Genomic DNA, 24656 nt, shown 5'->3' with positions numbered 1-24656 from the left:
CGTTTTCAGGCTGCCTTTGCGTTTGCAATCATTTGTAACTGTGTGTAATCAAAATCACCATTATCACCACCCAATCCAAAATTTCTTGCCCGCAAAAACAAAATCCACTTTGTTTGATTTACCTCAATTCGCGCAACTTTATCCCATAAAATATCAAAAATAGGCAGCCTGAAAACCAGAATTAGAAAAAATTGCCCAATAAAAGCAATTTTCAGGCTGCCTTATCTGTTAAACAAAAACAATCTGCGTTAATTACAAGCGATTACAAAAATTTCCACCAAAATCACCGCCGCGCCACAAAATTCAAATTGATGTGTGCTATTATGTTTACGCGAATTAACGTTCGCTTCAATTTTTTCCACTAACCCAGTCTCGGAAAGGACTCTGAAAAATGGCTGAAAACTACGTTATCTGGCTTGAAAACCTACGCATGACCGATGTGGAACGCGTGGGCGGCAAAAACGCATCATTGGGCGAAATGATTTCGCAACTTGCCGAAAAAGGCGTGCGTGTGCCGGGCGGCTTTGCTACCACCGCCGAAGCCTACCGCGCCTTTTTAGCACACGATGGGCTGCACGAACGCATTTCCGCCGCACTTGCCGCGTTGAACGTGGATGATGTAACCGAGTTGGCACGCGTGGGCGCGCAAATTCGGCAGTGGATTTTGGACACGCCTTTCCCTGAGCAATTGAATGCCGAAGTGGAAGCGGCGTGGGCAAAAATGGTTGCCGATGCGGGCAGCGACCAAATTTCCGTTGCCGTGCGCTCATCGGCCACCGCCGAAGATTTGCCCGATGCGTCGTTTGCGGGGCAACAAGAAACTTTCCTAAACATCAATGGTTTGGATAATGTAAAAGAAGCGATGCACCATGTGTTTGCATCGCTTTACAACGACCGCGCCATCTCTTATCGCGTGCACAAAGGCTTTGACCACGATGCCGTTGCGCTTTCGGCTGGCGTGCAACGCATGGTACGCTCCGACACAGGCGCATCAGGCGTGATGTTCTCCATTGACACCGAAAGCGGCTTTGAAGATGTGGTGTTCATCACTTCATCTTACGGCTTGGGCGAAACCGTGGTGCAAGGCGCGGTGAACCCCGATGAATTTTATGTGCACAAACCCACGCTCAAAAAAGGCAAACCCGCCATTTTGCGCAAAACCTTGGGTTCAAAACTCATCAAAATGGTGTTTACCGACAGCGTGCAGGCGGGCAAGTCGGTGCAAACGGTAGATGTGCCCGAAGCCGACCGCAAACGCTTCTCGCTCAGCCCTGAAGAAATCGCCGAACTCGCCCAATACGCGCTCACCATTGAAGAACACTACGGCAGAGCGATGGATATTGAATGGGGTCGCGATGGCGTGGATGGCAAGCTCTATATCTTGCAAGCTCGCCCCGAAACCGTGAAATCGCAAGAAAAAGCCGCTGGCAATGTGTTGCGCCGTTACTCCATCAAAGGCGAGCGCAATGTGTTGGTGGAAGGTCGCGCGATTGGGCAAAAAGTGGGCAAAGGCGTGGTGCGCGTGGTGAAAAGCGTGAGCGAGATGGACAAAGTGCAAGCAGGCGATATTTTGGTTACCGACATGACCGACCCCGATTGGGAACCTGTGATGAAACGCGCCGCTGCTATTGTTACCAACCGCGGCGGGCGCACTTGTCACGCGGCGATTATTGCGCGTGAACTGGGCATTCCTGCGGTGGTGGGTTGCGGCGATGCCACCAGCCGTTTAACCGATGGCGCGGAAGTAACCGTGTCTTGCGCCGAAGGCGACACAGGCTATATTTACGCGGGCTTACTGGAAGTGGAAGTGGATGAAGTTTCGCTGGACCAAATGCCCAAATCGCCCGCCAAAATTATGATGAACGTGGGCAACCCCGAAATGGCATTCTCGTTTGCCAACTTGCCTAGCGAGGGCATTGGTTTGGCGCGGATGGAGTTTGTGATTAACCGCCAAATCGGCATCCACCCACACGCGCTGTTGCAATTTGATAAACAAACGCCTGAATTGCAAGCTGAAATCACCGACCGCATTGCAGGCTACGCATCGCCCGTTGATTTTTATGTGGACAAACTCGCCGAAGGCATCGCCACGCTGGCGGCATCGGCTTATCCGAAAAAAGTCATCGTGCGGATGTCTGATTTCAAATCCAACGAATACGCAGGCTTGCTCGGCGGCGCGCAATATGAGCCACACGAAGAAAACCCCATGCTGGGCTTCCGTGGTGCGGCGCGTTATGTGTCGGACGACTTCAAACCTTGCTTTGCGCTGGAATGCCGCGCGGTGAAATATGTGCGCGATGTGATGGGGCTGACCAATGTGGAAGTGATGATTCCCTTTGTGCGCACGCTTGCCGAAGCGGAAGCGGTGTTGGAAGTGCTCAAAGAAAACGGCTTGGAACGCGGCAAAAACGGCTTGCGCTTGATTATGATGTGCGAAGTGCCCAGCAACGCGCTGCTTGCCGAGCAATTCCTTGAATACTTTGACGGCTTCTCCATCGGCTCAAACGACATGACCCAGCTCACCTTGGGTGTGGACCGCGACAGCGGTGGGCCGATTGCCAGCACGTTTGACGAGCGCAACGCCGCGGTAAAAGTGATGCTGCACCTTGCTATTTCCACTTGCTTGCGCTTGAACAAATACATCGGCATCTGCGGGCAAGGCCCATCCGACCATCCCGACTTTGCTAAGTGGCTGGTGGACGAGGGCATTGAAACCTTGTCGCTGAACCCTGATACCGTGGTGGAAACATGGTTGTATTTGGCGCGGGAATGCCAGCCGAAGAAATAATGGGCTGAAATGGTAAACAGCCGTAAGCAAGGGCAGATTGTGTATCTGCCCTTTTTTGGTTTTTTTCAGGCTGCCTTGATGCGGATAAGCAGAGGCAGCCTGAAAACTATGTTTGTTATAGAGTGTTGATGGCTCGCCGATATTTCGCCAGCCTGTAAAGCCTTATTGAACAAGCGGCTTGGCGACAAACCGTTGTTGTTTCATTTTGGTTTTCAGACTGTCTCAATCGTGTTAAGCCTGAGGCAGCCTGAAAACGCTTTATGCTACAAAGGGCAGCCTGAAAACCAGTTCTCACAAAGCACAATGCTTAAACCCATTTTGGCTTCGCAACTCCGCTGCGCTACGCAGGCTGCCTCAGCCCATGCTCAATCCTTCGTTTGGCTTTCCGCCTTTTGCCGTTCCGCCAGCCGTCGCTGCTGTTCCCGCTGCCTAATCTTCCGAATCAGCCACAATTTCGTCCGAATCTTCACATCATAGCCCACCGACCCCGCGCCCAGCAGAAACAGCAGCAGCGCCACAGGCAAAGTAAAATAATAGCCCACCTTGCGATAGCCGTAAGCGCCAACCACGCCGCCTATGATAAAGCAGCTAATCATCCCCATCAGCAGATACATCTTGGGGCGGTTCACCTTCACATCGGGCAGCTTCGGGTGGCTTTTTTTGCTGTAATACAACGCCTTGGCAATTTCAATGCCCAAATCTGTGGTTGAACCCGTCATGTGCGTCGCTCGAATCAGACTGCCCGACAACACGCTCATCACCGAATTATGAATCCCCATAATGTAGCAAAGCAGCAAAAACGTGGGCGGCAACATCACCGCGCCCACGCTGGATAGCGCAAAGCCAAACACCGCAAACAGCAGCAGCAAAATCGCCTCAATCCACAACGGCAAGCCATAGCAGCTGCGAAAGCGATGGCGTTTGCCCCAAAGAATGGTCAGATTTGCCGTGATGCTGCCGCACAAAAAACACACCGCGCCCATCAGCGCCGCCAACGCCGTATGCCATTCAAACAACACCATGCTGTCTGCCACGCGCGAAAGCAAGCCCGAAACGTGCGAAGTGTAGCTTGCCACCGCAAAAAAGCCGCCCGCGTTAATCGCGCCCGCCGAAAACGCCATCATGTAGCCCAAACGGCGAAAACGCGCGTCGGTGATGGTGTGGTCGTGCAGATAAGGCTTATCGGCTTGCCAAAAGGGATGGTGATTGATGATGCGCCGTTGGGCGCGTTTGGAGTGCGGCATGGTGGAATAGGGGGCGTTAAAAAGCGTGCAAGTATAACAAGTTTATGCGCTTTTTCTAGGGCGCGTTGATTGCTTGCGCACCGTAAGGCAGCCTGAAAATGGCGCGCGCTTATGGCAAGCATGGCACGGCTCAATCCGTTTTCAGGCTGCCTTTAAACCCGTAAACAAAAAGAACTAAACAAGTTTAACCGTTTTACCTATTCTTAACATAACCACACAAATTCATAACGTTTATAAAGATTTGTTCACTTGATTTATGTCAAACGAAAAGGCAGTAAAGGCTTCTAAAATGTGGATGTTTCTAAACACAACAAACCACCAAAATAGGACAAACCAATATGTCTCGCCCAATGGTCTCAATCGCACACCATTTCTATCAGAAAATCATATTCTTTCTGCTCGCCGCGTGTACGCTGCTGATTTTGGCCGCGCCCGCGCAAGCCGAGCGTTTGCCCGATTTAATCAACAAAGTCAAACCTGCCGATGTTTTCCCCAATGCCACACGTTTTGGCGCGCCCGAAGGCAAGCCGATGATGGCAAAAGTGTATGAAGGCGACAAAGAAGTGGGCGTGGTGTACATCACAACAGACGTGGTCAGCACGCGCGGCTATTCCAGCAAACCGATTGACACCATTGTGGCGCTGGATAACGAAGGCACCATCAAGGGCGCGAAAATGCTGGAACACCACGAGCCGATTTTGCTGATTGGCATCCCGCGCTCCAAAGTGGACACTTTCATCGACGGCTACATCGGCATGAATCCCACCAAAAACCCGCCGCAAGCGGGCGCAACGCCCTCGCCCATCGTAACAGGCGCAACCGTTACCGTGGTGGTGATTGGCGACAGCATCGTGCGTTCTGCGCGGATTATCACCGCCGAATTGGCCAAACAGGGCGGCAAAACCGCAGCCGCAGCCAACACCGCCGTGCAAACCCGTCCGCACCGTTTGCCCAATATGGATAAGCAAGACGTGTTGTCGTGGCAGCAACTGTTAGACCAAGGCGCGGTTGCCAAGTTGCACATCAGCATCGGCGAAGCCAACAAAATGTTGGAGCAAAACAACCCCGCCGCCGCCGAAAAACCGGAACCGGGCAATCCCGAAGACACGTTTATCAATTTATACACCGCCGTGGTGTCGCAGCCCTCCATCGGCAAAAGCCTGTTGGGCGAACAAGGCTACGAGCGGCTCAAAGGCAGCCTGAAACCCGACCAAGCCGCGATTATCGTGGCGGGCGAGGGCGTGTATTCATGGAAAGGCTCGGGTTATGTGCGCGGCGGTATTTTTGACCGCATTGAGCTGGTGCAAAACGATAACGGCTTCCGCTTTACCGACGCGCAACACACTCGCTTGCTGAAACTGGAAGCCGCAGGCGCGCCCGAGTTTAAAGAAGTGTCGCTGTTTGTGATTCCCGAAAACGAAAAACTGGACGCAGCCGAGCCGTGGCATTTGCAACTGGTGGTGCAACGCGAAATCAGCGTGCAAAACAAAGCGTTTGTAACCGTTGATTTGAACTACTTGCTGCCCAAAGCGTTCACCGTGGACGACCCCAACGGCGAGCCTGTGGTGATTGATACGCCTGCGCCTGTTCAGGCTGCCTCTGCGCCTGCGGGCAACGCCGTCGTTGCCAACGCAAGCGCGCCTGCGGGCGACATCGCCACCGCCGATGCCGGCGCGGAAGACAATCCGCAGCGCATGATTTGGAAACGCCTGTGGTGGGAAAAACGCTTCCACGTTGCCGCCATCGCCGTAATGCTGCTGATTTTGAGCGCGGTGTTCTTTTTCCAAGACACGCTGGTCAGACACGAAAAATTCTTCAATCGTTTCCGTTTGGCGTATTTGACGGTAACGCTGGTGTATGTGGGCTGGTATTTGCACGCGCAGCTATCTGTTGTAAACGTGATGACGTTCACATCATCCTTAATCACAGGATTTAGCTGGGATTATTTCTTAATGGATCCCTTTATCTTCACACTATGGAGTGCCACCGCCATCGGCATGCTGCTTTGGGGGCGCGGCGCGTTTTGCGGCTGGCTCTGCCCGTTTGGCGCGTTGCAAGAAATCGCCTGCGCGATTGCGAAAAAGTTTGGAGTAAAACAATATTTAGTCCCGTTCGGCATCCATACCCGCCTAACTGCGTTAAAATATGTTATCTTTATGGTGCTTTTTGGCATATCGTTATACGAATTGGGCACTGCTGAAAAATTTGCCGAAGTGGAGCCTTTTAAAACCGCCATCATTTTGCATTTTGTGCGCGAGTGGTATTTCGTGATTTTTGCCGTGGCGTTGGTGGTTGCCAGTCTGTTTATCGAACGCTTTTTCTGCCGCTATCTTTGCCCGCTGGGCGCGGCGATGGCGATTCCCGCCAAATTGCAAATTTTTAACTGGTTGCGCCGTTATTCGATGTGCGGCAATCCTTGCCAGATTTGCAATCACGAATGCCCCGTGCAGGCGATTGCGCCCGAAGGCGACATCAACCCGAACGAGTGTATCCAATGCTTGCATTGCCAAGTGATGTATAACCACCAAACACGTTGCCCGCAAGTGGTGGCGACCAACAAGAAAAAAGCCAAACAAGCCGCGGCCAAAGCGGAATTGGCAGCACAGCAAGCCCCAAGCGAGCCGCAAGAGCAGGTTGTGCAATTTGTGAAGAATCCGAAAAAAGCGGATTAGGTTTTCAGGCTGCCTTTGATGCAGCAACCCAATAGGCAGCCTGAAAACCTACAACAGGCATCTCTCTCCTGTTTTTATTTAACCAAACACTCTTTATAGGAGTTATCACTATGTCAGACAACAAACTCAGTCGCCGTAAATTCTTAGGTACTGCTGCTGCATCAGGCGTGGGCTTGATGGGCTTGGCAGCTTGTTCTGGTGGCGCGCAAAGCGGCGGTAACGCGCCTGCTTCTGCTGCACACGCAGGTGCTTCTAACGCTGCGCCTGCTGCTTCTGTTGCCGCATCAACTGCTTCTGCCGAGGGCGGTTTGAACTACCACGTTGGCCCAGGCGAGTTAGACCAATACTACGGCTTCCTATCAGGCGGTCAATCAGGCGAAATGCGGATTATCGGCGTGCCTTCTATGCGCGAGTTGATGCGCGTACCCGTGTTCAACATGGACAGCGCCACAGGCTGGGGTCGCACCAACGAAAGCCGCAAAATCTTGAATGCTAACTTAACCGAAGGCACACGCGAGTTTTTGAAAAAATCCAATCTGCCTTGCTACCCCAATGGCGACTTGCACCACCCACATATGTCGTTCACCGATGGCACTTATGACGGTCGCTATGTGTATGCCAACGATAAAGCCAACAACCGCGTTTGCCGTATCCGTTGCGATGTGATGAAAACCGACAAAATCACCGAAATTCCCAACGCATCAGGCATCCACGGCTTGCGCCCACAACGTTATCCCAAAACAGGCTACGTTTTTGCCAACGGCGAACACATCGTGCCCGTGCCCAACAACGGCACAATGCTGGATGACCCTGCTAAAAACTACTGGGCAATCTACACCGCATTAAACGGCGAAACCATGGAAATCGCATGGCAAGTGATGGTGGATGGTAACTTGGATAACGGCGATGCCGACTACCAAGGTAAATACTCTTTTGCCACCTGCTATAACTCTGAAAAAGGCGGCACCGTAACCGAAGCCTCTGCCAACGAGCAAGACTGGTGTGTGGTGTTTGACTTGAAAGCGATTGAAGCAGGCATTGAAGCGGGCGATTTCAAAGAAATCAACGGCGTGAAAGTGTTGGATGGTCGCTTCCAAGCGAAAAGCAAATACACTCGCTACATCCCTGTGCCCAACTCGCCACACGGCTGTAACGCATCGCCTGATGGCAACTACATCATGCTCAACGGCAAATTGTCGCCAACCGTAACCGTGTTGGATGTGCGCAAGCTGGACGACTTGTTCGCAGGCAAAATCAAAGAGCGCGACGTGGTGGTAGCCGAGCCTAAATTGGGTCTTGGCCCGCTGCATACCGCGTTTGACGGCCGCGGCAATGCCTACACCACCTTGTTCATCGACAGCCAAATGGTGAAATGGAACATCGACAAAGCGATTGCGGCTTACGCAGAAAAAAGCGATAAAGACGATTACATCGTGCAAAAACTGGATGTTCACTACCAACCTGGTCATAACCACACCACCATGGGCGAAACCAAAGAAGCCGATGGCAAATGGCTGGTGTCTTTGAACAAGTTCTCAAAAGACCGTTTCTTGAACGTGGGCCCTTTGAAACCCGAGTGCGACCAATTGATTGACATCTCCGGCGATGAAATGAAGTTGGTGCACGATAATCCAACTTTTGCCGAGCCACACGATTTGATGTTGGTGGCGACCAGCAAGCTGAACCCCAACAAAACTTGGGATCGCAAAGACCCTTGGATGTGGGAAGACGCAGTTGAGCAAGCCAAAAAAGATGGCGTGGAATTGGAAAAAGCTAAAAACGTTATCCGCGATGGCAACAAAGTGCGCGTGTATATGACGGCGATTGCGCCTGCGTACAGCCTGCCTGCATTTGAAGTGCATGAAGGCGACGAAGTTACCGTGTATGTAACCAACATGGAAACCATTGAAGACTTAACCCACGGTTTCACCTTGGAAGAACACGGCATTGCGATGGAAATCAGCCCGCAAGCCACCGCTTCGGTTACCTTTACCGCCAACCGCGTGGGCGTTTACTGGTACTACTGCCAATGGTTCTGCCACGCCTTGCACATGGAAATGTCTGGTCGCATGGTTGTACACAAAAAAGGCGAAGCCTTCTTGGGCGATGAGCGTTTGATGCAAAACAGCACGCCTGTAAACATCTTCCACCCAGAGGGCGCGCCTGCCGCAGCCGCTTCTGCCCCAGCAGCATCTGCATCTAAACCTGCCGATGCTTCTAAACCCGCCGAAGCTTCTGCTGCTTCTGCGGCAAAATAATCGCTTGATGTGATTGTGGCTCATTCGGCTATCAGATTTTGATGGCCGAATGGGCTATTTTCCCGCATAGGGAAACCGATTTGCACCATTGATTAAAATTGCCGTGATACGGGGGCGTTGTGCCTCGTTTTAATCAACATAAACACGCTAAACATGGTTTCAGGCAGCCTGAAAACGTGTTTGCTTCCGCACAGTTTTAATGGGTAGGCGGTTTGTTCGGGCAAACGCCAAGCCGACAGGGCAGGGCGGCAATGCTCGCCTGAGGCAGCCTGAAAACAGGGCAAGCCTTCCGGTTTGGGCTTTGCAGCGCCGCTTCGCTTCGCAGGCTGCCTACCCATTAAAACAACTTCTTTTCAGGGCAGCCTGAAAACGCACGCAAACATGAAAACCTCCCCCCTTTTTCTCGCCCTTGCTTTATCCGTGCCTTGGCTGGCGGCATCCGCCCAAGCCGCCGTTATCCCCGTGAGCGCGGGCGCGGATTTGCAAACCGCGATTGACCAAGCCCAAGCGGGCGACACCCTGCGCCTGGCCGCAGGCGGATACGCGGGCAAAATCATCATCAACAAGCCGCTCACGCTGGAAGGCGGCGACAAGCGCGATGCCGTTATCCAAGGCGACCGCACGGGGCGCACCATTACCGTTGCCGCGCCCCATGTAACCATCAAGCACCTCACCGTAACCAAATCGGGCATCAGCCTGCCCAATATGGACGCGGGCATTTTTCTGGACAAATCCGCCGATGCCGCCCACATCGTGGAAAACAACATTTTGGATAACTCGGTGGGCGTGTATCTTTGGGGCGCGCCCAACGCCGTTGTCGAGCGCAACACCATCATCGGCAACCAAGAGCTGCGTGAAAACGAACGCGGCAACGGTGTAACCGTGTGGAACGCGCCCAATTCCAAAGTGATTTACAACGACATCTCACACGGGCGCGACGGCATTTTTTCCAACGCCAGCAATTTCAACACGTTTAGCCACAACCATTTCCACGACCTGCGCTACGGTGTGCATTATATGTACACCAACGACAGCCAAATTGAAGGCAACATCGTATCCAACAGCAAAATTGGCTATGCCATCATGTTTTCCACCAACATCAAGCTGCGCGACAACGTGTCCTACAACAACATAGACCAAGGCATCATGCTCAACTATGCCAACGATTCCATTATTGATGGCAACGCCGTAGAAAAATCGCCCAAATGCGTGTATCTCTACAACGCCAACAACAACCAATTCACCCGCAACCATTTTGAAGGCTGCGAAATAGGCATCCATTTTTCAGGCGCTGCAGAAGGCAACACCATCCGCGAAAATGCGTTTGTAAACAACCACATCCAGATTAAATACGTTGGCACGCGCTTTATGGACTGGGCAGACGGCGGCAAAGGCAATTATTGGAGCGACAACAGCGCGTTTGACCTAGACGGCGACGGCATCGCCGACACGGCATACAAGCCCAACAACATCACCGATCAAATCCTATGGCGCGCGCCATCTGCCCGCCTGCTGATGAACAGCCCTGCGGTGAGCATTGTAAAATGGGCGCAAAAAGAGTTCCCCGCCATTATGCCGGGGGGGATGACCGATAGCCGTCCGCTGATGGTGATGCCCGAAACCGAAACGCTCAAACGCCTGCGCGAATTGAAAGCAGGCGCACAGAAAACGGGATAATGCGCCGTTTCAGGCAGCCTGAAACCGCATCACCCGATTCCCAACGTGCCCCCCGAAGGCAGCCTGAAAAACGCGTGTGCAATAAATAGCCCGCCCTCCCTTACTGAAAACCACAATCCGAAAGACACCCATGCGCCCCGAAACCCTAAACGAAGTCCGCCAAGCCATAGACAGCTTGGATGCCGAACTCATCACCCTGCTCGCCAAGCGGCAAACGCTGGTGGAACAGGCGGGCAGGCTCAAACCGCGCGGCAACAGACAGGCCGTTGCCGCACCCGAACGCGTCGCCCAAGTCATCGCCGCACGCCGTGGGCAGGCAGCCGCCGCAGGGCTGTCACCCGAAGTGGCCGAAGCCGTGTGGCAGGCGATGATTGCCGCCTTTATCCGTCTGGAAACCGAAGCCAATCAGGCAGCCTGAAAACCAACTTTGAGAAAGTCCATGACCACCCCCACTATCCATCTGTCCCTGTCCCAAGTAACCAAACAATACGGCGAACAGAAAGCCGTCAATCACGTGGATTTGACCCTGCAAGCCGGCGAATGCGTTGGCTTGGCGGGGCACAACGGCGCGGGCAAATCCACCATGATGAAGCTGATACTCGGCTTAATCCACCCCACCCAAGGCAGCGTAACCCTATTTGGCGAAAACGTATCGGGCAGCCGCGCCACCGAAATTCGCCGCAAAATCGGCTATTTGCCCGAAATCGTTGCCCTGCATCCGAGTTTAACAGGCAAAGAAACCATGGATTTTTACGCCAAGCTCAAAGGCGTGGACACCAAAGGCAATCACGCCTTGCTGGAACGCGTGGGCATTGCCCAATCGGCGCATAAGCGCGTGGGTGCGTATTCCAAAGGGATGCGGCAGCGGCTGGCGCTTGCCCAAGCCTTGCTGGGTGCGCCGCAAGTGCTGCTGTTTGACGAACCCACCACAGGGCTAGACCCCGCTTCGCGCCAATTGTTTTACCAAATTGTGCACGAGCTGAAAACGCAAGGCGCGACCGTGCTGCTGTGCACCCACGCCCTTGCTGAGCTGGATGGGCATGCCGATCGCGTGGTGGTGATGAAAAATGGCAGGAAGCTGGCGGATGGCAATATGCGCGAATTGCAAGTGCAAAGCGGTTTGCCTGTGAGCATTGATGTAACCCTTGCCCGCGAAACTACACTGCCGCCGCATTGGTACAGCGTTTCAGGCTGCCCTCATCGCTACATCAGCGAATGCCAAGCCAACGAAAAAGCTGCGCGCATCCAAGAGCTGGGCAGCTTGGACAACATCACCGCCATTGACATCCACACGCCCACGCTGGACGAAGTGTATGCCGAGTTTTTAAAACGAGAAGACGTGTAACGGACGAGCAGGCGCAGCCCCAAGGCAGCCTGAAAACGGATAAGCACGCACAACAAAAATCCGCAAAGGAAAACCATGTCTCCCACCCTCATCATTGCCCAAAAAGAAATCCGCGATAACCTGCGCAACCGCTGGGTGCTCGCCGCCACCATTTTGATGTTTGCCCTCGCCCTTGCGCTGGGCTTTATGGGCAGCACGCCCACAGGCAGCGTGAAAGTAGATCCGCTCACCGTAACCGTGGTGAGCCTGTCTAGCCTGTCTATTTTCCTCGTGCCGCTGATTGCCATGCTGATGTCGTATGACGCGCTGATTGGCGAAATTGAACGCGGCACGATGGCGCTGCTGTTGAGCTATCCCATTTCGCGCTGGCAGATTTTGGTGGGCAAATTTATCGGGCACACCGCGCTGCTCGCCATCGCCACGCTAATCGGCTATGGCGCGGCGGGCTTAATCCTGCAATGGCAGTTCGGCGGTTTTCAGGCTGCCGCATGGAAGCCGTTTTTCCTGCTGATTGCCGCCAGCATTTTGCTCGGCGCGGCGTTTTTGTCGCTGGGCTATCTGATTAGCGCGAAAGTGAAAGAACGCGGCACGGCGGCGGGGCTGGCAATCGGCGTGTGGCTGTTTTTCGTGGTGATTTTTGACATGGCGTTGCTCGGCATTCTTGTTGCCGACAGCAAACACCGCATCACCGCCAAGCTGCTGGAAAACGTGCTGCTGTTTAACCCCACCGACATCTATCGCCTGCTCAACCTCACAGGCTTTGAAAACACCGCCATGTATTCAGGCATGGCGGGCATCAGCGGGCAAATCGGCTTAACCAAAACCCTGCTGGTTGCCGCGCAACTTGGCTGGATAGTTGTGCCCTTTGCGCTGGCGGCTTGGCTGTTTAGCCGTAGGCAGATTTAGCAGGCAGCCTGAAAAAAGGAAACCCGTTATGTGGCAAACCATCCGACAATGGTGGCAAGAAGAGCGCGAACGGTGGCGATATTATTGGCACATGACTCGCCCCGCATGGTACGTTGAGCTGATGACCATGCTGCTGATTGAGCTTTCCGACCGCATCGCGTTTTTAGACTTTTTGGACAGCTGGATTTTCGGCATCGGCAGCTTCATCATCCTGCTGTGCAACGGCTACATCGGCATCATCTGCTATTCCACCCCATACCGCCCCGAAGACTGGGAAGACTTCAAATAACCCGCCCAAGGCAGCCTGAAAACTCCATTCACACACAAGGAAACCACCATGAAAAAACTCATCGCCACCCTTTTGCTGGCCACCGCCCTTGCCGCGTGCGGCGGCGAAAACGGCAACACCGCCGCCAACAAACCCCAGCCGCAAGTCATCAGCGATGCCGCCAAGGGCTACTACTGCACCATGAACCTGCCCGAGCACAACGGGCCCAAAGCGCAAATCTTCCTGGAAAGCAAGCCGGATGAAGCGCTGTGGTTCTCCACCGTAACCCAAATTTTCAACTTCGTGCGCCACCCGGGCGAACCCAAAGACATCGCCGCCATCTATGTAACCGACATGAGCGACGCCACCGATGCCGACTGGGAAAAACCGCTCACCACCAACGCCAAATGGATAGACGCCCGCACCGCCCATTATGTGATTGAAAGCCGCTACATCGGTGGCATGGGCACGCAAGATGCCATCCCCTTTTCCGACATGGCAAAAGCCCAAGCCTTCGTTGCCAAAAACGGCGGGCGCATCGTTTCGTTTGACGACGTGCCCGACAGCTTCGTATACGCCAACCCCGTTGTCGGCGTGCCGCCGCAGCCCGCCAGCGCGTCCGATGCAGCCGCCAGCCATTAAGCATTTTCAGGCTGCCGCAACCGCCTGATGCAGCCTGAAAACCCCTCCCCCCAAAAACAAAGGACACCACCATGCTCACCCGCCGCCGCTTTATCCGCATCACCGCCGCCACCACCGCCGGCGCACTGCTCCCCTTCGCCCATGCCCAAACCGCCGCCCCCGCCGTCAAACCAACCCTATGGCAAGGTGTCGCGCTCGGCTCTGGCGCGGAACTGCGCCTTTACCATCCCGACCCCGCCGTCGCCCAAAGCCTGATTAAACGCAGCCTAGACGAAGTCGCCCGCTTGGAAAAAGTATTCAGCCTCTACCGCGACGACAGCCAAATCCAACAGCTCAACCGCACAGGCAGCCTGAAAAACCCCTCGCCCGACCTGCTCGCCGTGTTAAGCCAAAGCCGCTATGTGCACCGGCTCACCCAAGGCGCGTTTGACCCCACCGTGCAAACCCTGTGGCATCTCTATGCCGATTGGTTCAGCCGCCACCCCAACAGCCAAACCCCGCCGCCCCATCTTGCCCAAGCCGTGCAACACATCGGCTTCCAACACGTTCAATTCAGCAGCCGCGAAGTCCGCTTCACCCGACCCAAAATGGGCATCACCCTCAACGGCATCGCCCAAGGCTACATCACTGACCGCATCACCACCCTGCTGGAAAAAGCAGGGCTGGCGCACGCCTTGGTGGATTTGGGCGAACTGCACCACTTAGACCCCCAACACCGGCATCCCGAACGCGTCAGCGTGCGCGACCCCAAAGACCCCAACGGCACGCGCTTCCAAATCCCGCTGGATAACCAAGCCCTCGCCACATCAGGCGGCTACGGCACCTATTTTGACCCCGATGGCAAGTTCACCCACCTGTTCAACCCCAAAACAGGCGGCAGCAGCCCCCGCTACCAAAGCATCAGCGTGCGCGCCGACCAAGCCGCCCTTGCCGATGCCCTGTCCACCGCCTTTGCCGTGAGCAGCGAATCCGTTATCCGAAACGCCGTCAAACAACGCTCCGACATCAAAGCATGGGCGATTGCGCTGGATGGCACGGTGAAAGAATACGGCTAAGGCAGCCTGAAAACACACATGGCGCACCGGCTCGCCGACATCCGGCCAACAGCACGGCAGCCCTGTTCAACGCAGCATGAGCGACAGACCGGTTGCCGCGCCGTTACAAAACTTCCGCCTAAACGCCAATCCCAAACGCAGCCTGAAATCCCCCGTTTCAGGCTGAAACCTTTGCAAAACCTGCAATCTGTGGAGCGTCGGTGGCTCGCCGATGTTGCCAACCCATAAAGCCCTGTTGGATAACCATTTGGCGACAAGCCGTCGCCGCTCCATTTTAGGTTTCAGGCTGCCTATCTATCCCCCGCCCGAAAACATGACCCCTGCCAAACCCAGCAAACGCCCCGTCAGCGGCGTGCTCCTGCTAGACAAACCGCTTCACTTATCCAGCAACACCGCCCTGCAACAAGCCCGCCGCCTCTACCGCGCCGAAAAAGCAGGGCACACCGGCGTGCTGGACCCCCTTGCCACCGGCGTGCTGCCCGTCTGCTTTGGCGAAGCCACCAAATTCGCCCAATACCTTTTGGATGCCGACAAAGCCTACACCGCCACGCTTAAACTCGGCGAAGCCAGCACCACGGGCGATGCCGAAGGCGACATCATCGCCACAGGGCGCAGCGACATCAGCCTGAGCGAATTTCAGGCTGCCTGCACTGCGCTCACCGGCAATATACGCCAAGTCCCCCCCATGTTTTCCGCGCTCAAACACAACGGCAAACCGCTCTACGAATACGCCCGCCAAGGCATCACCATCGAGCGCAAACCGCGCGACATCACCATCCGCCAAATCACCGTCCAAGATTTTGCCCCGCCGCACGCCACCATCGCCGTGCAGTGCAGCAAAGGCACCTACATCCGCACCCTCGCCGAAGACATCGCCAAGCAGCTCGGCACCTACGCCCACCTCACCGCCCTGCGCCGCACCGCCACCGCAGGCTTTGATATCGCCCAAACCCACACGCTGGACGCGCTTGCTGCGCTGTCCGAAGCCGAGCGCGATGCCCTGCTCTTGCCCTGCGACGCCCTTGTGCGCCACCTGCCGCGCATTAACGTAGACAACGAAGCCGCCCGCAAACTGCGCTTCGGGCAAACCGCGCCGTACACTCCCAACGGCAGCCTGAAAAGCAACACGCCGCTTCGCGCCTACGACGAAAACGGCGTGTTTATCGGGCTGGTGGCGTATTTCAGCCATTACGGCAGCCTGAAAGCCATACGGCTGATGAACACTGCCCCAGCGGCGGAATAGGGCAGGGCAGGGCGCGATGGGGGTCGCGCCGCGCCGAACGGATGATGAAACCGCCGCGCCTGTCATCACGATAAAAGGCAGCCTGAAAACGGGATACAAGCGTTTTCAGGCTGCCTTTTGCTATTCTGAAACCTTGGCAAAAGCCTTGGGGGGTGTTGCAGGTCGGGCATGGATGCCCGACATTTTTAGTGGTGGCGTATTGAAATAGGTCGGTGTTTGTCGGGCATCCATGCCCGCCCAGCATCAACCGTCCGCCGCAGCATCAAGGCAGCCTGAAATCCGTTTTTCAGGCTGCCTTTCATGCTTTACTCGCCCCTGCGCAACCGCGCCAGCTCCGCCTTAACCTGCGCCACGTTCTCTTCGGTAAACAGCCGCTCCAAATTCCGCCAAATGCTGTGGTAGCCAAAGCGTTCGTGCTTCATTTCCGCCAGCGCATCGGCAATCGGCAGCCCGTGATACACAATGCGGTACATCGCCACAATCGTGCCCGTGCGGTCCGCGCCGTGGTAGCAATGCACCAGCACCGCGCCCTGTTGCTGCTGTTGCTCAATCGTCCGCAACACGCGGGCAATGTCGCGCGGCTGCACGCGCCAAGTGAGCAAGGGGCGGTTAATCAGCGCGATATCGGGATGGCCGGCAAAAATCTTTTGGTTTTTATGGCGGCCAAAATAGCGCAGATTCACCACGCTGCGGATGCCCAGCTGACGGATGGTGGCGAGGTCGTCGCGGTTAAGCTGTTCGCTGCGGTACAGTTTGCTGTCCACGCGATACAAATTGGCATCTTGTTTGATGAGCTGCATGGCGGCTTTCGGCGAGGGGGATAGAGAAGCGGCAGGCGGTTGCGGCGCGGCAACGGCAAGCGCGGGCAATAATAAACAGGCAAGCAATAATCGGCGCATGGTGTTGTGTATCAGGTTACAAAAAATCGCGTGAACAGGCATTCACGCGATTGAAATCTGGTGGGTCGGGTGGGGTTCGAACCCACGACCAAGGGATTATGAGACGCGTCTTTTAATTATAACTAATTGATTATTAAAGAGTCAATACCTGCACAATACAGTCTAATTCAGCCACATTCAGCCACATTCAGGCACAAATTGGACACACGCGCAAAAGAGCCAAAACGCAAACATCTACACGGATTTTTGTGGATTTTTTCGTTTTTGTTTTTTGCGAGGATTCATTATGTTTAAAAAAAACATTGCCCTTTTGCTGGCAACCGCTTTGCCTTTTCAAACGATGGCTGCTCAAACACCCCGCTCACTCAAACCCGCTGCCTCATCGCAGCGGGTTTCGTTTAACCAGCTAGCCGAGCAATGCGGCAGCACGGTACATCCCGATACCTTGCAAGCGGTGGCGCGGGTGGAGAGCAAGTTTAACCCTTTTGTAATTGGCGGCATAAGTAACAAATTTACTGCTGAAAATTTATTTTTCAGAAAAAGAATCCTTAATAAACTTTATTTTGTTGGCTTTACTCATGCCGTGATGACACGCCAAATGCCGCTTTAACCCGGCAAATGCACCATCAAGCAGATTGGTGGTGTTTGGGATGTTCAGATCGGGATGCTCTTCAAACACAAATAGGTTGCCCATGTTCCGTTTCAGGCTGAAATATGCGCTGCGTAGTCTTGGGTGGGTGTAGTGGGATTTGCCCGTTTCGGGGGTTCTTTGTGCGTTCGTTGAAGAAGTCTTTGTGCTGTTCGAACCATGCTTTCAGGCTGATTTCAAAGTCGGCTCTGCGGCTGTTTTTCAACGTCCGTGCCAAGTGCCACAGCTCTTTGCCTGCTGCCGTTTGCGGGTTGCGCGTCAGGTAGCGGCCGACGGTTTTGACTTGGTGGAAATGGCAAAGTTGTACGGGGATATCGGGGAACAGTTGCAGCAAACCCTTACGGCCGTCGCAGACGATGCTTTGTATTTCAATGCCTTTGGCTTTCAGGCTGCCGATGGCTTCGGCGTAAAGGGCGTTGGTTTCGTTTTTGACTTCGGTAACAGAAAGCGCTTTGCCGCTGATGCTGTCGAACAAAACCATGATGCCGAAACGGTGTCCGAAGTAGGTGGTGTCCATCACGACGTTGGCGCATTGGGGCGCGGCAAACTGCGCTTTGGGCGCGGCTTTTTTGAGATGGCGCAGGATGGTTTGGCGGCTGCATCCGTAGGCGGTGGCAAGCTGTGCAGCGGTTTGTTTGCCTGCGGTGTAGGCTTGCCATAGTGCTTGCGGGTTTATCCGTCTGCCGCCGTTGAAATACTTATTGCAGCATTGACATTTGTACTGTTGGATGCCCTGATGCTGTCCGTTCTTTTTGACCTGTTTTGAGCCGCAGAAAAAGCATTTTTTGTGTTCAAAACCTTTGACTCCACTTAAAGCCTTGCAGCATAAGGCTTGCAGCGGGTTTTAGCAGTAAATTTGTTACTTATGCCGAAAAACGCGCTACAGCCATAGGACAGGGCTTCAGGTAGCCTTTTCCAGCAGCCGGGCGATTTCGGCCACGATGGCATCGGCGGTGTCGCGTTTGCCCATTTCCGGCAGCGCGGTTTCGGCTGAATCGCTGATGAGCGTTACTTGGTTGTTGCCGCTGCCCATGGCGCTGATGGCATGGTTGGCCACGATCAGCGGCACGCCTTTGCGCAGCCGTTTGGCTCGGGTGTGCTCGAGCACGTTATGGCTTTCGGCGGCAAAACCCACGCAGAAGGGCGTGTTGGGCAGCCGTGCCACGGTGGCGAGAATGTCGGGGTTTTCGGCCAATTCGATAACGGGCGGCGTGCCGCTACCGTCTTTTTTCAGCTTTTCGGCGCTGCGGTTGGCCACGTGGTAGTCGGCCACGGCGGCTACGTTGATAAACACATCGCAGTTATCTACTTCCCTCATCACGGCTTCGTGCATTTCACGGGCGCTGTGGGCATGGTGTACGGCTATGCCTGTAGGCGGGGCTACCTGAAGCTGCCCGGCCACCAGCACCACTTCCGCCCCGGCAGCACGGCAGGCCTGCGCTAGCGCCACGCCCATGCGGCCGCTGGACAAGTTGGTGATGCCGCGCACGGGGTCGATGGCTTCAAAGGTGGCGCCGGCCGTGAGCAATACGCGTTTGTCGGCAAGCAGTTTGGGGGTCCACAAGTCTGGCAGCAGTTCGGCCAATTCAGCGGCTTCGAGCATGCGGCCTTCGCCGGTTTCACCGCAGGCCTGGCTGCCGTTGGCGGGGCCGAACACGGTGATGCCGTCGGCCTGCAGTTGGGCGATGTTGCGCAGGTTGGCCGGGTTGCGCCACATTTCCACGTTCATGGCGGGGGCAACGGCCAGCGGGCAGGCGCGGGCGGCGGCCAGGGTGGAGAGCAGGTTGTCGGCCATGCCGTGGGCGATTTTGGCCAGAGTGTTGGCGCTGGCGGGAGTGATCAGGAACACATCGGCCTCGCGACTGAGGTGGATGTGCGCCATGCCGTCGGCGGAATCGGCAGTATCGTCCGTCCACACGGTGTGCCCGCTCAGGGCTTGGAAGGTTTGCGGGGAGACGAAGCCGGCAGCAGCACAGCTCATGGCCACGTTTACGGTGTGCCCCTATTTCCTGAGCAGGCGCACAAGTTCGCAGGATTTATAGGCAGCAATGCCGCCGCTGATGCCGAGCAGGATGTGTTTGGTGGGCATGGTGTATGGCGTGATGTGAAAAGATGGGCGCTATGGTAACACAGGGATGGGTGGGGTGTTTCAGGTAGCCTTCAGACGGGGAAAGGCTACCTGAAACCAGTTGCTGTGTATCGATAATAGAGAAACGATGCTTATTTAGAGTAATCGGTTCAATGAGATGTGTTGTATTGCTGTTTTGTGTCTTTTATCCATCAATTGCTGTTATTGGCGGTAAGTTTTCGTTAGTTCTCTTGTTTGCATATGTTACAATCCGCCGATTTCATTTTGCGGAATCGTATGTGGGCATTTGAAATTAGTTCAGATGTGTCAGCGTATTTGCACTTAAGGAGTTAATTTAATGAATAAAATTTATAATATCGTGTACTCTGAAGAGCGCGGCACCTGGGTGGTGTGCTCGGAATTGGAGCGCGCTAGCCGGAAGAAGTCTTCCAATAATTCTGCCGCCAAACTGCTGGCTTCTGTCGCAGTGATCGGTCTTGGTGTATCTGCTTTGCCCGCTGCGGCTTCTACCTGTGGCAATGGCAGTACTGTAGCCAGCGGTGGTAGCTGTGATATGGGTGTTTATACTGCAGCCGCAAACGACAATAAAGTCGGTCAGGCTTTGGTAACCGGTGGTGATACTGTTACCTTAACATCACCCGATATCAACAACATTACCGGTAATAATAATGACCGCTCTATCAGAAGTGGAAAATTAAGCGAACTGTTTACAGAGCCCGCCATTCTTGCGGAACTGAATCAGCGCGAGCGCCTGCTTGCCAACCAAAAAGGCCGCACAGTCAATGTAACAGACCCAGCAACCAATAGTAACCAAACCGTAAACGTTTACAACAACGTTAAATCTATATCTGCAGCAGATATTCAAAGTACTGTATCAACGGGTAATGATATATACGTTGATATGCGCTTGGGTACCGCTAATGGCAACGGCAGCAAAATTATTGCCAGCTTAGGTGATCCGGCTGCTGCTATGGTAGATGAGATTACTACTCCGAACACTGTAAAAACACTGATTGCTTTAAAAAACTCTCGGTTGGTGCAGGCCGAAGGCGGTGGGTCGGCAGAATGGGTATCTAAAAACCGCATTTATTTTGAAGAAACCCGTGTAGCTTCCCAAGAGATGGCGATTAGCCAAGTTTTGTTTAAGCCGAAAACCGTTACCTTTAGGGGGGTGAGCCATACGCTGAATACGGTGGAGGATTTGGCTAACTATAATAGAGATGTCTTGATTCCTGCCGTTGGTACGCCTGGTTTTGCCAATGCCGGCGAAACCCAACAGGCAGCATACGATCGCTATTTCAATGAGGCTGCTGCTACCGAAACAAAAGTTTTCCGTCAAAATAACCCCATTGCTATCCATCCAGATTCTACTCTGCCGATTGGTGAGCGCTGGGTGTTGGCCGCAACTGGTGCGGGTTCCACTGCTACCATCAAAAATGGTGGGCAAATTGACGTAAGCCCTGGTTTAGAGTCAAGTAACGGTGGCGGCATGCTGGCAGAAAACGGTGGTAAAGCAGTGATTGAGGAAGGTGCGCAACTGTCCGGCCGTTTCAACAGTCTGACCGTACGTGATGCAGGCAGTACAGCAATTAACAACGGTGTAATTTCCGGTGGTTTCTTTGCATCTGATAATTACGACACAACCCAGGCCAGACAGACAAATAAAAATGACTACTACTCTTTGTCTACCACTATTAATGCAACCAATAGCGGCAACTTCGAAAATAATGGCATCATTAACCTTGCTGGCTATACCTATCAGGGCTATTCGCATAACAACTACGCACTTCGCGTAAATAATAATGCCACGGCAACCAATAAAGCCGGCGGTATTATCAATGTAGCCGTAAACAGTTCGCCAAACAGCGGTATTACCGGCGTACGTGTAGAACAAGGCGGTACATTTAATAGTGAGAAAGACAGCCAAATCTTTATCGGCCGCGCAGCACAATACGACAAAAACGCACCGACTAAGCTGATCGGCAATGCTACCGACCAAGTAGGTATTTTGGTGAATGGCAGCAATGCCACTGTTAATCATAACGGTAAGATTACCCTCGGAGAGCAAACTCAAGGTGCTACCGCTATCCGCGTAGCCAGCAACAGTGATGCGTCAACCGTGGTTAACTTGGGCACAGACAGTGTCATCAATATCGAGGGTAAGGCAAGCGGTGTTGGTGGTGCGCAACCAAAACAAAACGTGGGTATTCAAGCACAAAACTCCGGTGCAGCTCAAATTACCAATGCTGGCACCATCAATGTAATTGGCACTAATGCAGTTGGCGAAAACGTGGTAGCCGAGGCAGGACGCACAGCAAAAATCACTAATACCGCTACCAGCAAAATTACGGTAGAAGAGGCATCTGCCAACCTGGTGACCCGCAATTACGGTATTTATGCTGATGGCCAAGGTACTGGCAAAGCCGATGTGGTTGCAGACGGCACATTGACCTTGAAAGGTGACAACGTTATCGGTGCGCACGCACGCGGCAATTCAACCATGACCGTCAATTCGGGCATGAAAGCCGTATTCGACAACTCCACCAATGCGAAAAACCAAATTGCTTACCACATCAATGGTGGCAATGCTGTTGTTAACGTAGCTGCCTTGGCCAACAGTACCGACATCACTACCGAGAACTCCACTATGTTCCGTGCAGATGCCGGTGGTACCGTTAATGCAACTGATCTCACCGTTACTGCATCTGGCAAAGATGCGGTGATTTTGGCTAGTGATGGCGCTGATGCAGCAGGTAAAGCTTCTGCTGTTAATGTGAATAATGGTACTTATAACCTGACCGGCAGCGGCTCTAAGGTGGCCTTGGTATCCGGCGGTGCCGCAGCTAGTTTAAAAGGCACGGCTAATGTTGCTGACACTGCCACCAATGCAACTATTGGTGTGGCAGATGGTAAAAACCACGGTTTGAACAACCAAGCAGTTGCTGGTAGTTCACCTAATAACAAAACCAAACTGGTTTCTGAACTGAACACCACTACCAACGCAGCTGGTGTAACCGGCTATGCCGCGCAAAACAGCGGTACAGTGGACTATTCAGGCAACCTTGATCTGCAGGGCGCCAACAGCGTTGCCGTACAAACGCTGAATAACGGTACAGCCAACCTGAACAACGCAACGGTGAAAGCCAATGGTGATGCTTTGCGAGCCAATGCTGGCAACAACACCATCAACGTTAATGGTGGCACGGTAACCGGTACTACCAATGTATTTAACTCAGTTGCCGGCACCAACTCACTCGTTGCCACTAATGGCGCGGTGTTGAATGGTGTTATGTCGCTGGCAGCAGGTACTTCTTCCGTGGAGCTGGCTAACGGTACCACTTGGAACAATACCGGCAATTCCACTGTAACCAGCCTGGATAACGCCGGCACCGTAGCCTTTGCTACACCGACTATAGCTGCTGTGGGCAACTACAAAACCATCACCGTAAACGGTGACTACGCCGGCAATAACGGTAAATTGGTGGTGAACACCCTGTGGAACAGCGATGCGGATAAAGACTCCGACCACCTGATTATTAAAGGTACGGCCAGCGGTAAAACTGTTGTCAGCACGCCAAACGGCATTATCGGTAACATCACGAAAACCACTGCACAGCAGTTCTCTTCTGATGTGGTAACCGTAGAGCAGCCTGCAGCCAATGCCGCTGGTCAGCAAGTTGGCCAACCGGATGGCAACGCTGTCTTTACAGGTACTGCCGACACCACCAATGCCGGCCAAGCCCAATTGGTGTTGAAGAGCACTGCAGGCGGTAAAAATGTGTACGCATGGACGCTGTATGCTACTCCGGCACCTGCACCTGCTCCAGCACCTGCTCCAGCTCCGGCACCTGCTCCAGCTCCAGGACACTATATTTTCGCACCCGGTGTATCAGCATATACGCTGATGCCGCAAGTGAACCAAGAAATCGGTTACAACACGTTGTCTGCTACATTGCACGAACGCCGTGGCGAAAACCAAATCATGGCTTGGGATGAGTGTGCAACCTGCGGCGACCAGGCCAAAGGTCAAACTTGGGCGCGCCTGCTGGGTCGCGGTCTGAACAGCGATGGTAAAGAGCGTTTCAACTTTGAAACCAAAATGGGCGGCGTACAAATCGGTCATGACTTTGCCATCCGCCGTAACGATAAAGGCGGTCATAACCTGACTGGCGTGTTTGCGGCATATACCCATGCGACAACCGACTTCTTCGACCGCTACCGTGCTGTCGGCGGCGTTGTGGTGGACGATAAATTCACCGGCGAAGGCAAAACCGATGCCGTATCTTTGGGCGTGAGCAACACTTACTACGCACAAAACGGCAGCTATCTAGATTTGGTCGGCCAAGTAAGCTGGCTGCGCAACAACTATAAAGCCCGTGATTCCGTTTCCGTGAAACAAAACGGTTGGGGTGCAGGCCTGTCTGCCGAAGTTGGTCGTCCGTTTGCCTTGGGTGAGCGCGCCGAAAACGAGGGCGGCTGGATGATTGAGCCGCAAGCGCAATTGATGTACCAATATGTGGGCCTGAAAAACTTCAACGACGGTATCCGCCAAGTAGAACAAAACGGCCAACACGGTCTGCGCGGTCGCTTGGGTGCACGTTTGGCCTACAATGCACCAAACAGCAACCTGCGCACCAACACGTTCTATGCCGTTGCCAATGTGTGGAATGATTTCATCAAACCGCGCAATATCCACATCGGTGCGGACTCTGTCAGCGAGAAACGCAACACTACGTGGGGCGAACTGGGCTTGGGCGCACAACTGCCGCTGGGCAAAAATGCCTACCTGTACGGCGATGCGCGCTACGAACGTAACCTGGGCGGTGCAAAACGCGACGGTTACCGTGGCACAGTCGGCTTCAAATACACTTGGAAATAACCCCACCGTGCAGGCTGCCTGATTTAAGGCAGCCTGCCCAAA

The 24656-nt window shown here is 54.0% G+C and carries 17 protein-coding genes and 1 pseudogene; 14 read left to right on the top strand and 4 right to left on the bottom strand.

Features of this window, described 5'->3' with window-relative positions; all coding sequences use genetic code 11:
- The first annotated feature begins 391 nt into the window (after positions 1–391).
- A complete protein-coding gene (gene ppsA, locus JDW22_RS05590; RefSeq protein WP_003798967.1) occupies positions 392–2788 on the top strand; it encodes a phosphoenolpyruvate synthase in 2397 nt (798 codons plus the stop codon).
- 365 nt (positions 2789–3153) lie between these two features.
- Here the strand turns inward: ppsA and JDW22_RS05585 are convergent, their stop codons facing one another.
- The gene (locus JDW22_RS05585; protein WP_200522233.1) at positions 3154–4032 is read right to left on the bottom strand and encodes a YoaK family protein; all 879 of its coding nucleotides are present in this window, start codon (positions 4030–4032) and stop codon (positions 3154–3156) included.
- Positions 4033–4370: 338 nt separating this feature from the next.
- Between JDW22_RS05585 and JDW22_RS05580 the strand changes: the two genes are divergently transcribed.
- The 11 genes from JDW22_RS05580 to JDW22_RS05530 all read left to right on the top strand — a co-directional run bounded on the left by JDW22_RS05580 (position 4371) and on the right by JDW22_RS05530 (position 16306).
- On the top strand, positions 4371–6704 hold the full coding sequence (locus JDW22_RS05580; protein WP_407929580.1) for a 4Fe-4S binding protein: 2334 nt from the start codon (positions 4371–4373) through the stop codon (positions 6702–6704).
- 110 nt (positions 6705–6814) lie between these two features.
- The gene (nosZ, locus tag JDW22_RS05575; RefSeq protein ID WP_200522231.1) at positions 6815–8962 is read left to right on the top strand and encodes a TAT-dependent nitrous-oxide reductase; all 2148 of its coding nucleotides are present in this window, start codon (positions 6815–6817) and stop codon (positions 8960–8962) included.
- Positions 8963–9343: 381 nt separating this feature from the next.
- Positions 9344–10639 (top strand): nitrous oxide reductase family maturation protein NosD, encoded by a 1296-nt coding sequence (locus tag JDW22_RS05570; protein WP_200522229.1) that lies wholly within the window; start codon positions 9344–9346, stop codon positions 10637–10639.
- Between the two features lie 130 nt (positions 10640–10769).
- Complete coding sequence (locus JDW22_RS05565; protein ID WP_200522227.1) at positions 10770–11057, top strand: chorismate mutase; 288 nt, start codon at positions 10770–10772, stop codon at positions 11055–11057.
- 21 nt (positions 11058–11078) lie between these two features.
- Positions 11079–11984, top strand: a complete 906-nt coding sequence (locus tag JDW22_RS05560; RefSeq protein ID WP_200522224.1) for an ABC transporter ATP-binding protein — start codon at positions 11079–11081, stop codon at positions 11982–11984.
- Between the two features lie 75 nt (positions 11985–12059).
- Positions 12060–12890 (top strand): ABC transporter permease, encoded by an 831-nt coding sequence (locus tag JDW22_RS05555; RefSeq protein ID WP_200522222.1) that lies wholly within the window; start codon positions 12060–12062, stop codon positions 12888–12890.
- A gap of 28 nt (positions 12891–12918) precedes the next feature.
- A complete protein-coding gene (locus JDW22_RS05550) occupies positions 12919–13179 on the top strand; it encodes a hypothetical protein (RefSeq protein ID WP_200522220.1) in 261 nt (86 codons plus the stop codon).
- 48 nt (positions 13180–13227) lie between these two features.
- On the top strand, positions 13228–13800 hold the full coding sequence (locus JDW22_RS05545; protein ID WP_200522218.1) for a nitrous oxide reductase accessory protein NosL: 573 nt from the start codon (positions 13228–13230) through the stop codon (positions 13798–13800).
- A gap of 71 nt (positions 13801–13871) precedes the next feature.
- Complete coding sequence (locus JDW22_RS05540; protein WP_200522216.1) at positions 13872–14855, top strand: FAD:protein FMN transferase; 984 nt, start codon at positions 13872–13874, stop codon at positions 14853–14855.
- Positions 14856–15168: 313 nt separating this feature from the next.
- A complete protein-coding gene (truB, locus tag JDW22_RS05535) occupies positions 15169–16098 on the top strand; it encodes a tRNA pseudouridine(55) synthase TruB (protein WP_200522727.1) in 930 nt (309 codons plus the stop codon).
- A 16-nt stretch (positions 16099–16114) separates the two neighbouring features.
- Positions 16115–16306, top strand: a complete 192-nt coding sequence (locus JDW22_RS05530) for a hypothetical protein (RefSeq protein WP_200522214.1) — start codon at positions 16115–16117, stop codon at positions 16304–16306.
- 97 nt (positions 16307–16403) lie between these two features.
- Here the strand turns inward: JDW22_RS05530 and JDW22_RS05525 are convergent, their stop codons facing one another.
- Positions 16404–16997 carry a phosphatase domain-containing protein gene (locus tag JDW22_RS05525; RefSeq protein ID WP_235964952.1) on the bottom strand — a complete coding sequence of 198 codons (594 nt, stop codon included), beginning with the start codon at positions 16995–16997 and terminating at the stop codon, positions 16404–16406.
- Between the two features lie 286 nt (positions 16998–17283).
- Here JDW22_RS05525 and JDW22_RS13680 point away from each other — a divergent pair, with 286 nt between their 5' ends.
- Complete coding sequence (locus JDW22_RS13680) at positions 17284–17607, top strand: lysozyme family protein (RefSeq protein ID WP_235964945.1); 324 nt, start codon at positions 17284–17286, stop codon at positions 17605–17607.
- A gap of 61 nt (positions 17608–17668) precedes the next feature.
- Here the strand turns inward: JDW22_RS13680 and JDW22_RS05515 are convergent, their stop codons facing one another.
- The gene (locus JDW22_RS05515; protein ID WP_456237527.1) at positions 17669–18376 is read right to left on the bottom strand and encodes an IS256 family transposase, variant Zn-binding type; all 708 of its coding nucleotides are present in this window, start codon (positions 18374–18376) and stop codon (positions 17669–17671) included.
- Positions 18377–18547: 171 nt separating this feature from the next.
- Positions 18548–19735 (bottom strand): annotated as a pseudogene (gene coaBC, locus JDW22_RS05505) (bifunctional phosphopantothenoylcysteine decarboxylase/phosphopantothenate--cysteine ligase CoaBC).
- A 337-nt stretch (positions 19736–20072) separates the two neighbouring features.
- Between coaBC and JDW22_RS05500 the strand changes: the two are divergent.
- Positions 20073–24614: an autotransporter outer membrane beta-barrel domain-containing protein gene (locus tag JDW22_RS05500; RefSeq protein WP_200522212.1), complete on the top strand. Its 4542-nt coding sequence runs from the start codon at positions 20073–20075 to the stop codon at positions 24612–24614.
- Positions 24615–24656 lie beyond the last annotated feature (42 nt).

The sequence above is a fragment of the Kingella bonacorsii genome, from assembly GCF_016623605.1.
Taxonomy (GTDB): domain Bacteria; phylum Pseudomonadota; class Gammaproteobacteria; order Burkholderiales; family Neisseriaceae; genus Kingella_B; species Kingella_B oralis.
This window is presented reverse-complemented; position numbering and strand designations above follow the sequence as displayed.

Bases quoted from the DNA above. Each gene is read 5' to 3' on its own strand.
- JDW22_RS05500 (WP_200522212.1), top strand. From the start codon at position 20,073: ATGAATAAAATTTATAATATCGTGTACTCTGAAGAGCGCGGCACCTGG.
- JDW22_RS05550 (WP_200522220.1), top strand. From the start codon at position 12,919: ATGTGGCAAACCATCCGACAATGGTGGCAAGAAGAGCGCGAACGGTGG.
- nosZ (WP_200522231.1), top strand. From the start codon at position 6,815: ATGTCAGACAACAAACTCAGTCGCCGTAAATTCTTAGGTACTGCTGCT.
- JDW22_RS05545 (WP_200522218.1), top strand. From the start codon at position 13,228: ATGAAAAAACTCATCGCCACCCTTTTGCTGGCCACCGCCCTTGCCGCG.
- JDW22_RS13680 (WP_235964945.1), top strand. From the start codon at position 17,284: ATGTTTAAAAAAAACATTGCCCTTTTGCTGGCAACCGCTTTGCCTTTT.
- JDW22_RS05560 (WP_200522224.1), top strand. From the start codon at position 11,079: ATGACCACCCCCACTATCCATCTGTCCCTGTCCCAAGTAACCAAACAA.
- JDW22_RS05565 (WP_200522227.1), top strand. From the start codon at position 10,770: ATGCGCCCCGAAACCCTAAACGAAGTCCGCCAAGCCATAGACAGCTTG.
- JDW22_RS05570 (WP_200522229.1), top strand. From the start codon at position 9,344: ATGAAAACCTCCCCCCTTTTTCTCGCCCTTGCTTTATCCGTGCCTTGG.
- JDW22_RS05585 (WP_200522233.1), bottom strand. From the start codon at position 4,032: ATGCCGCACTCCAAACGCGCCCAACGGCGCATCATCAATCACCATCCC.
- truB (WP_200522727.1), top strand. From the start codon at position 15,169: ATGACCCCTGCCAAACCCAGCAAACGCCCCGTCAGCGGCGTGCTCCTG.
- JDW22_RS05555 (WP_200522222.1), top strand. From the start codon at position 12,060: ATGTCTCCCACCCTCATCATTGCCCAAAAAGAAATCCGCGATAACCTG.
- JDW22_RS05525 (WP_235964952.1), bottom strand. From the start codon at position 16,997: ATGCGCCGATTATTGCTTGCCTGTTTATTATTGCCCGCGCTTGCCGTT.
- ppsA (WP_003798967.1), top strand. From the start codon at position 392: ATGGCTGAAAACTACGTTATCTGGCTTGAAAACCTACGCATGACCGAT.
- JDW22_RS05580 (WP_407929580.1), top strand. From the start codon at position 4,371: ATGTCTCGCCCAATGGTCTCAATCGCACACCATTTCTATCAGAAAATC.
- JDW22_RS05540 (WP_200522216.1), top strand. From the start codon at position 13,872: ATGCTCACCCGCCGCCGCTTTATCCGCATCACCGCCGCCACCACCGCC.
- JDW22_RS05530 (WP_200522214.1), top strand. From the start codon at position 16,115: ATGGGGGTCGCGCCGCGCCGAACGGATGATGAAACCGCCGCGCCTGTC.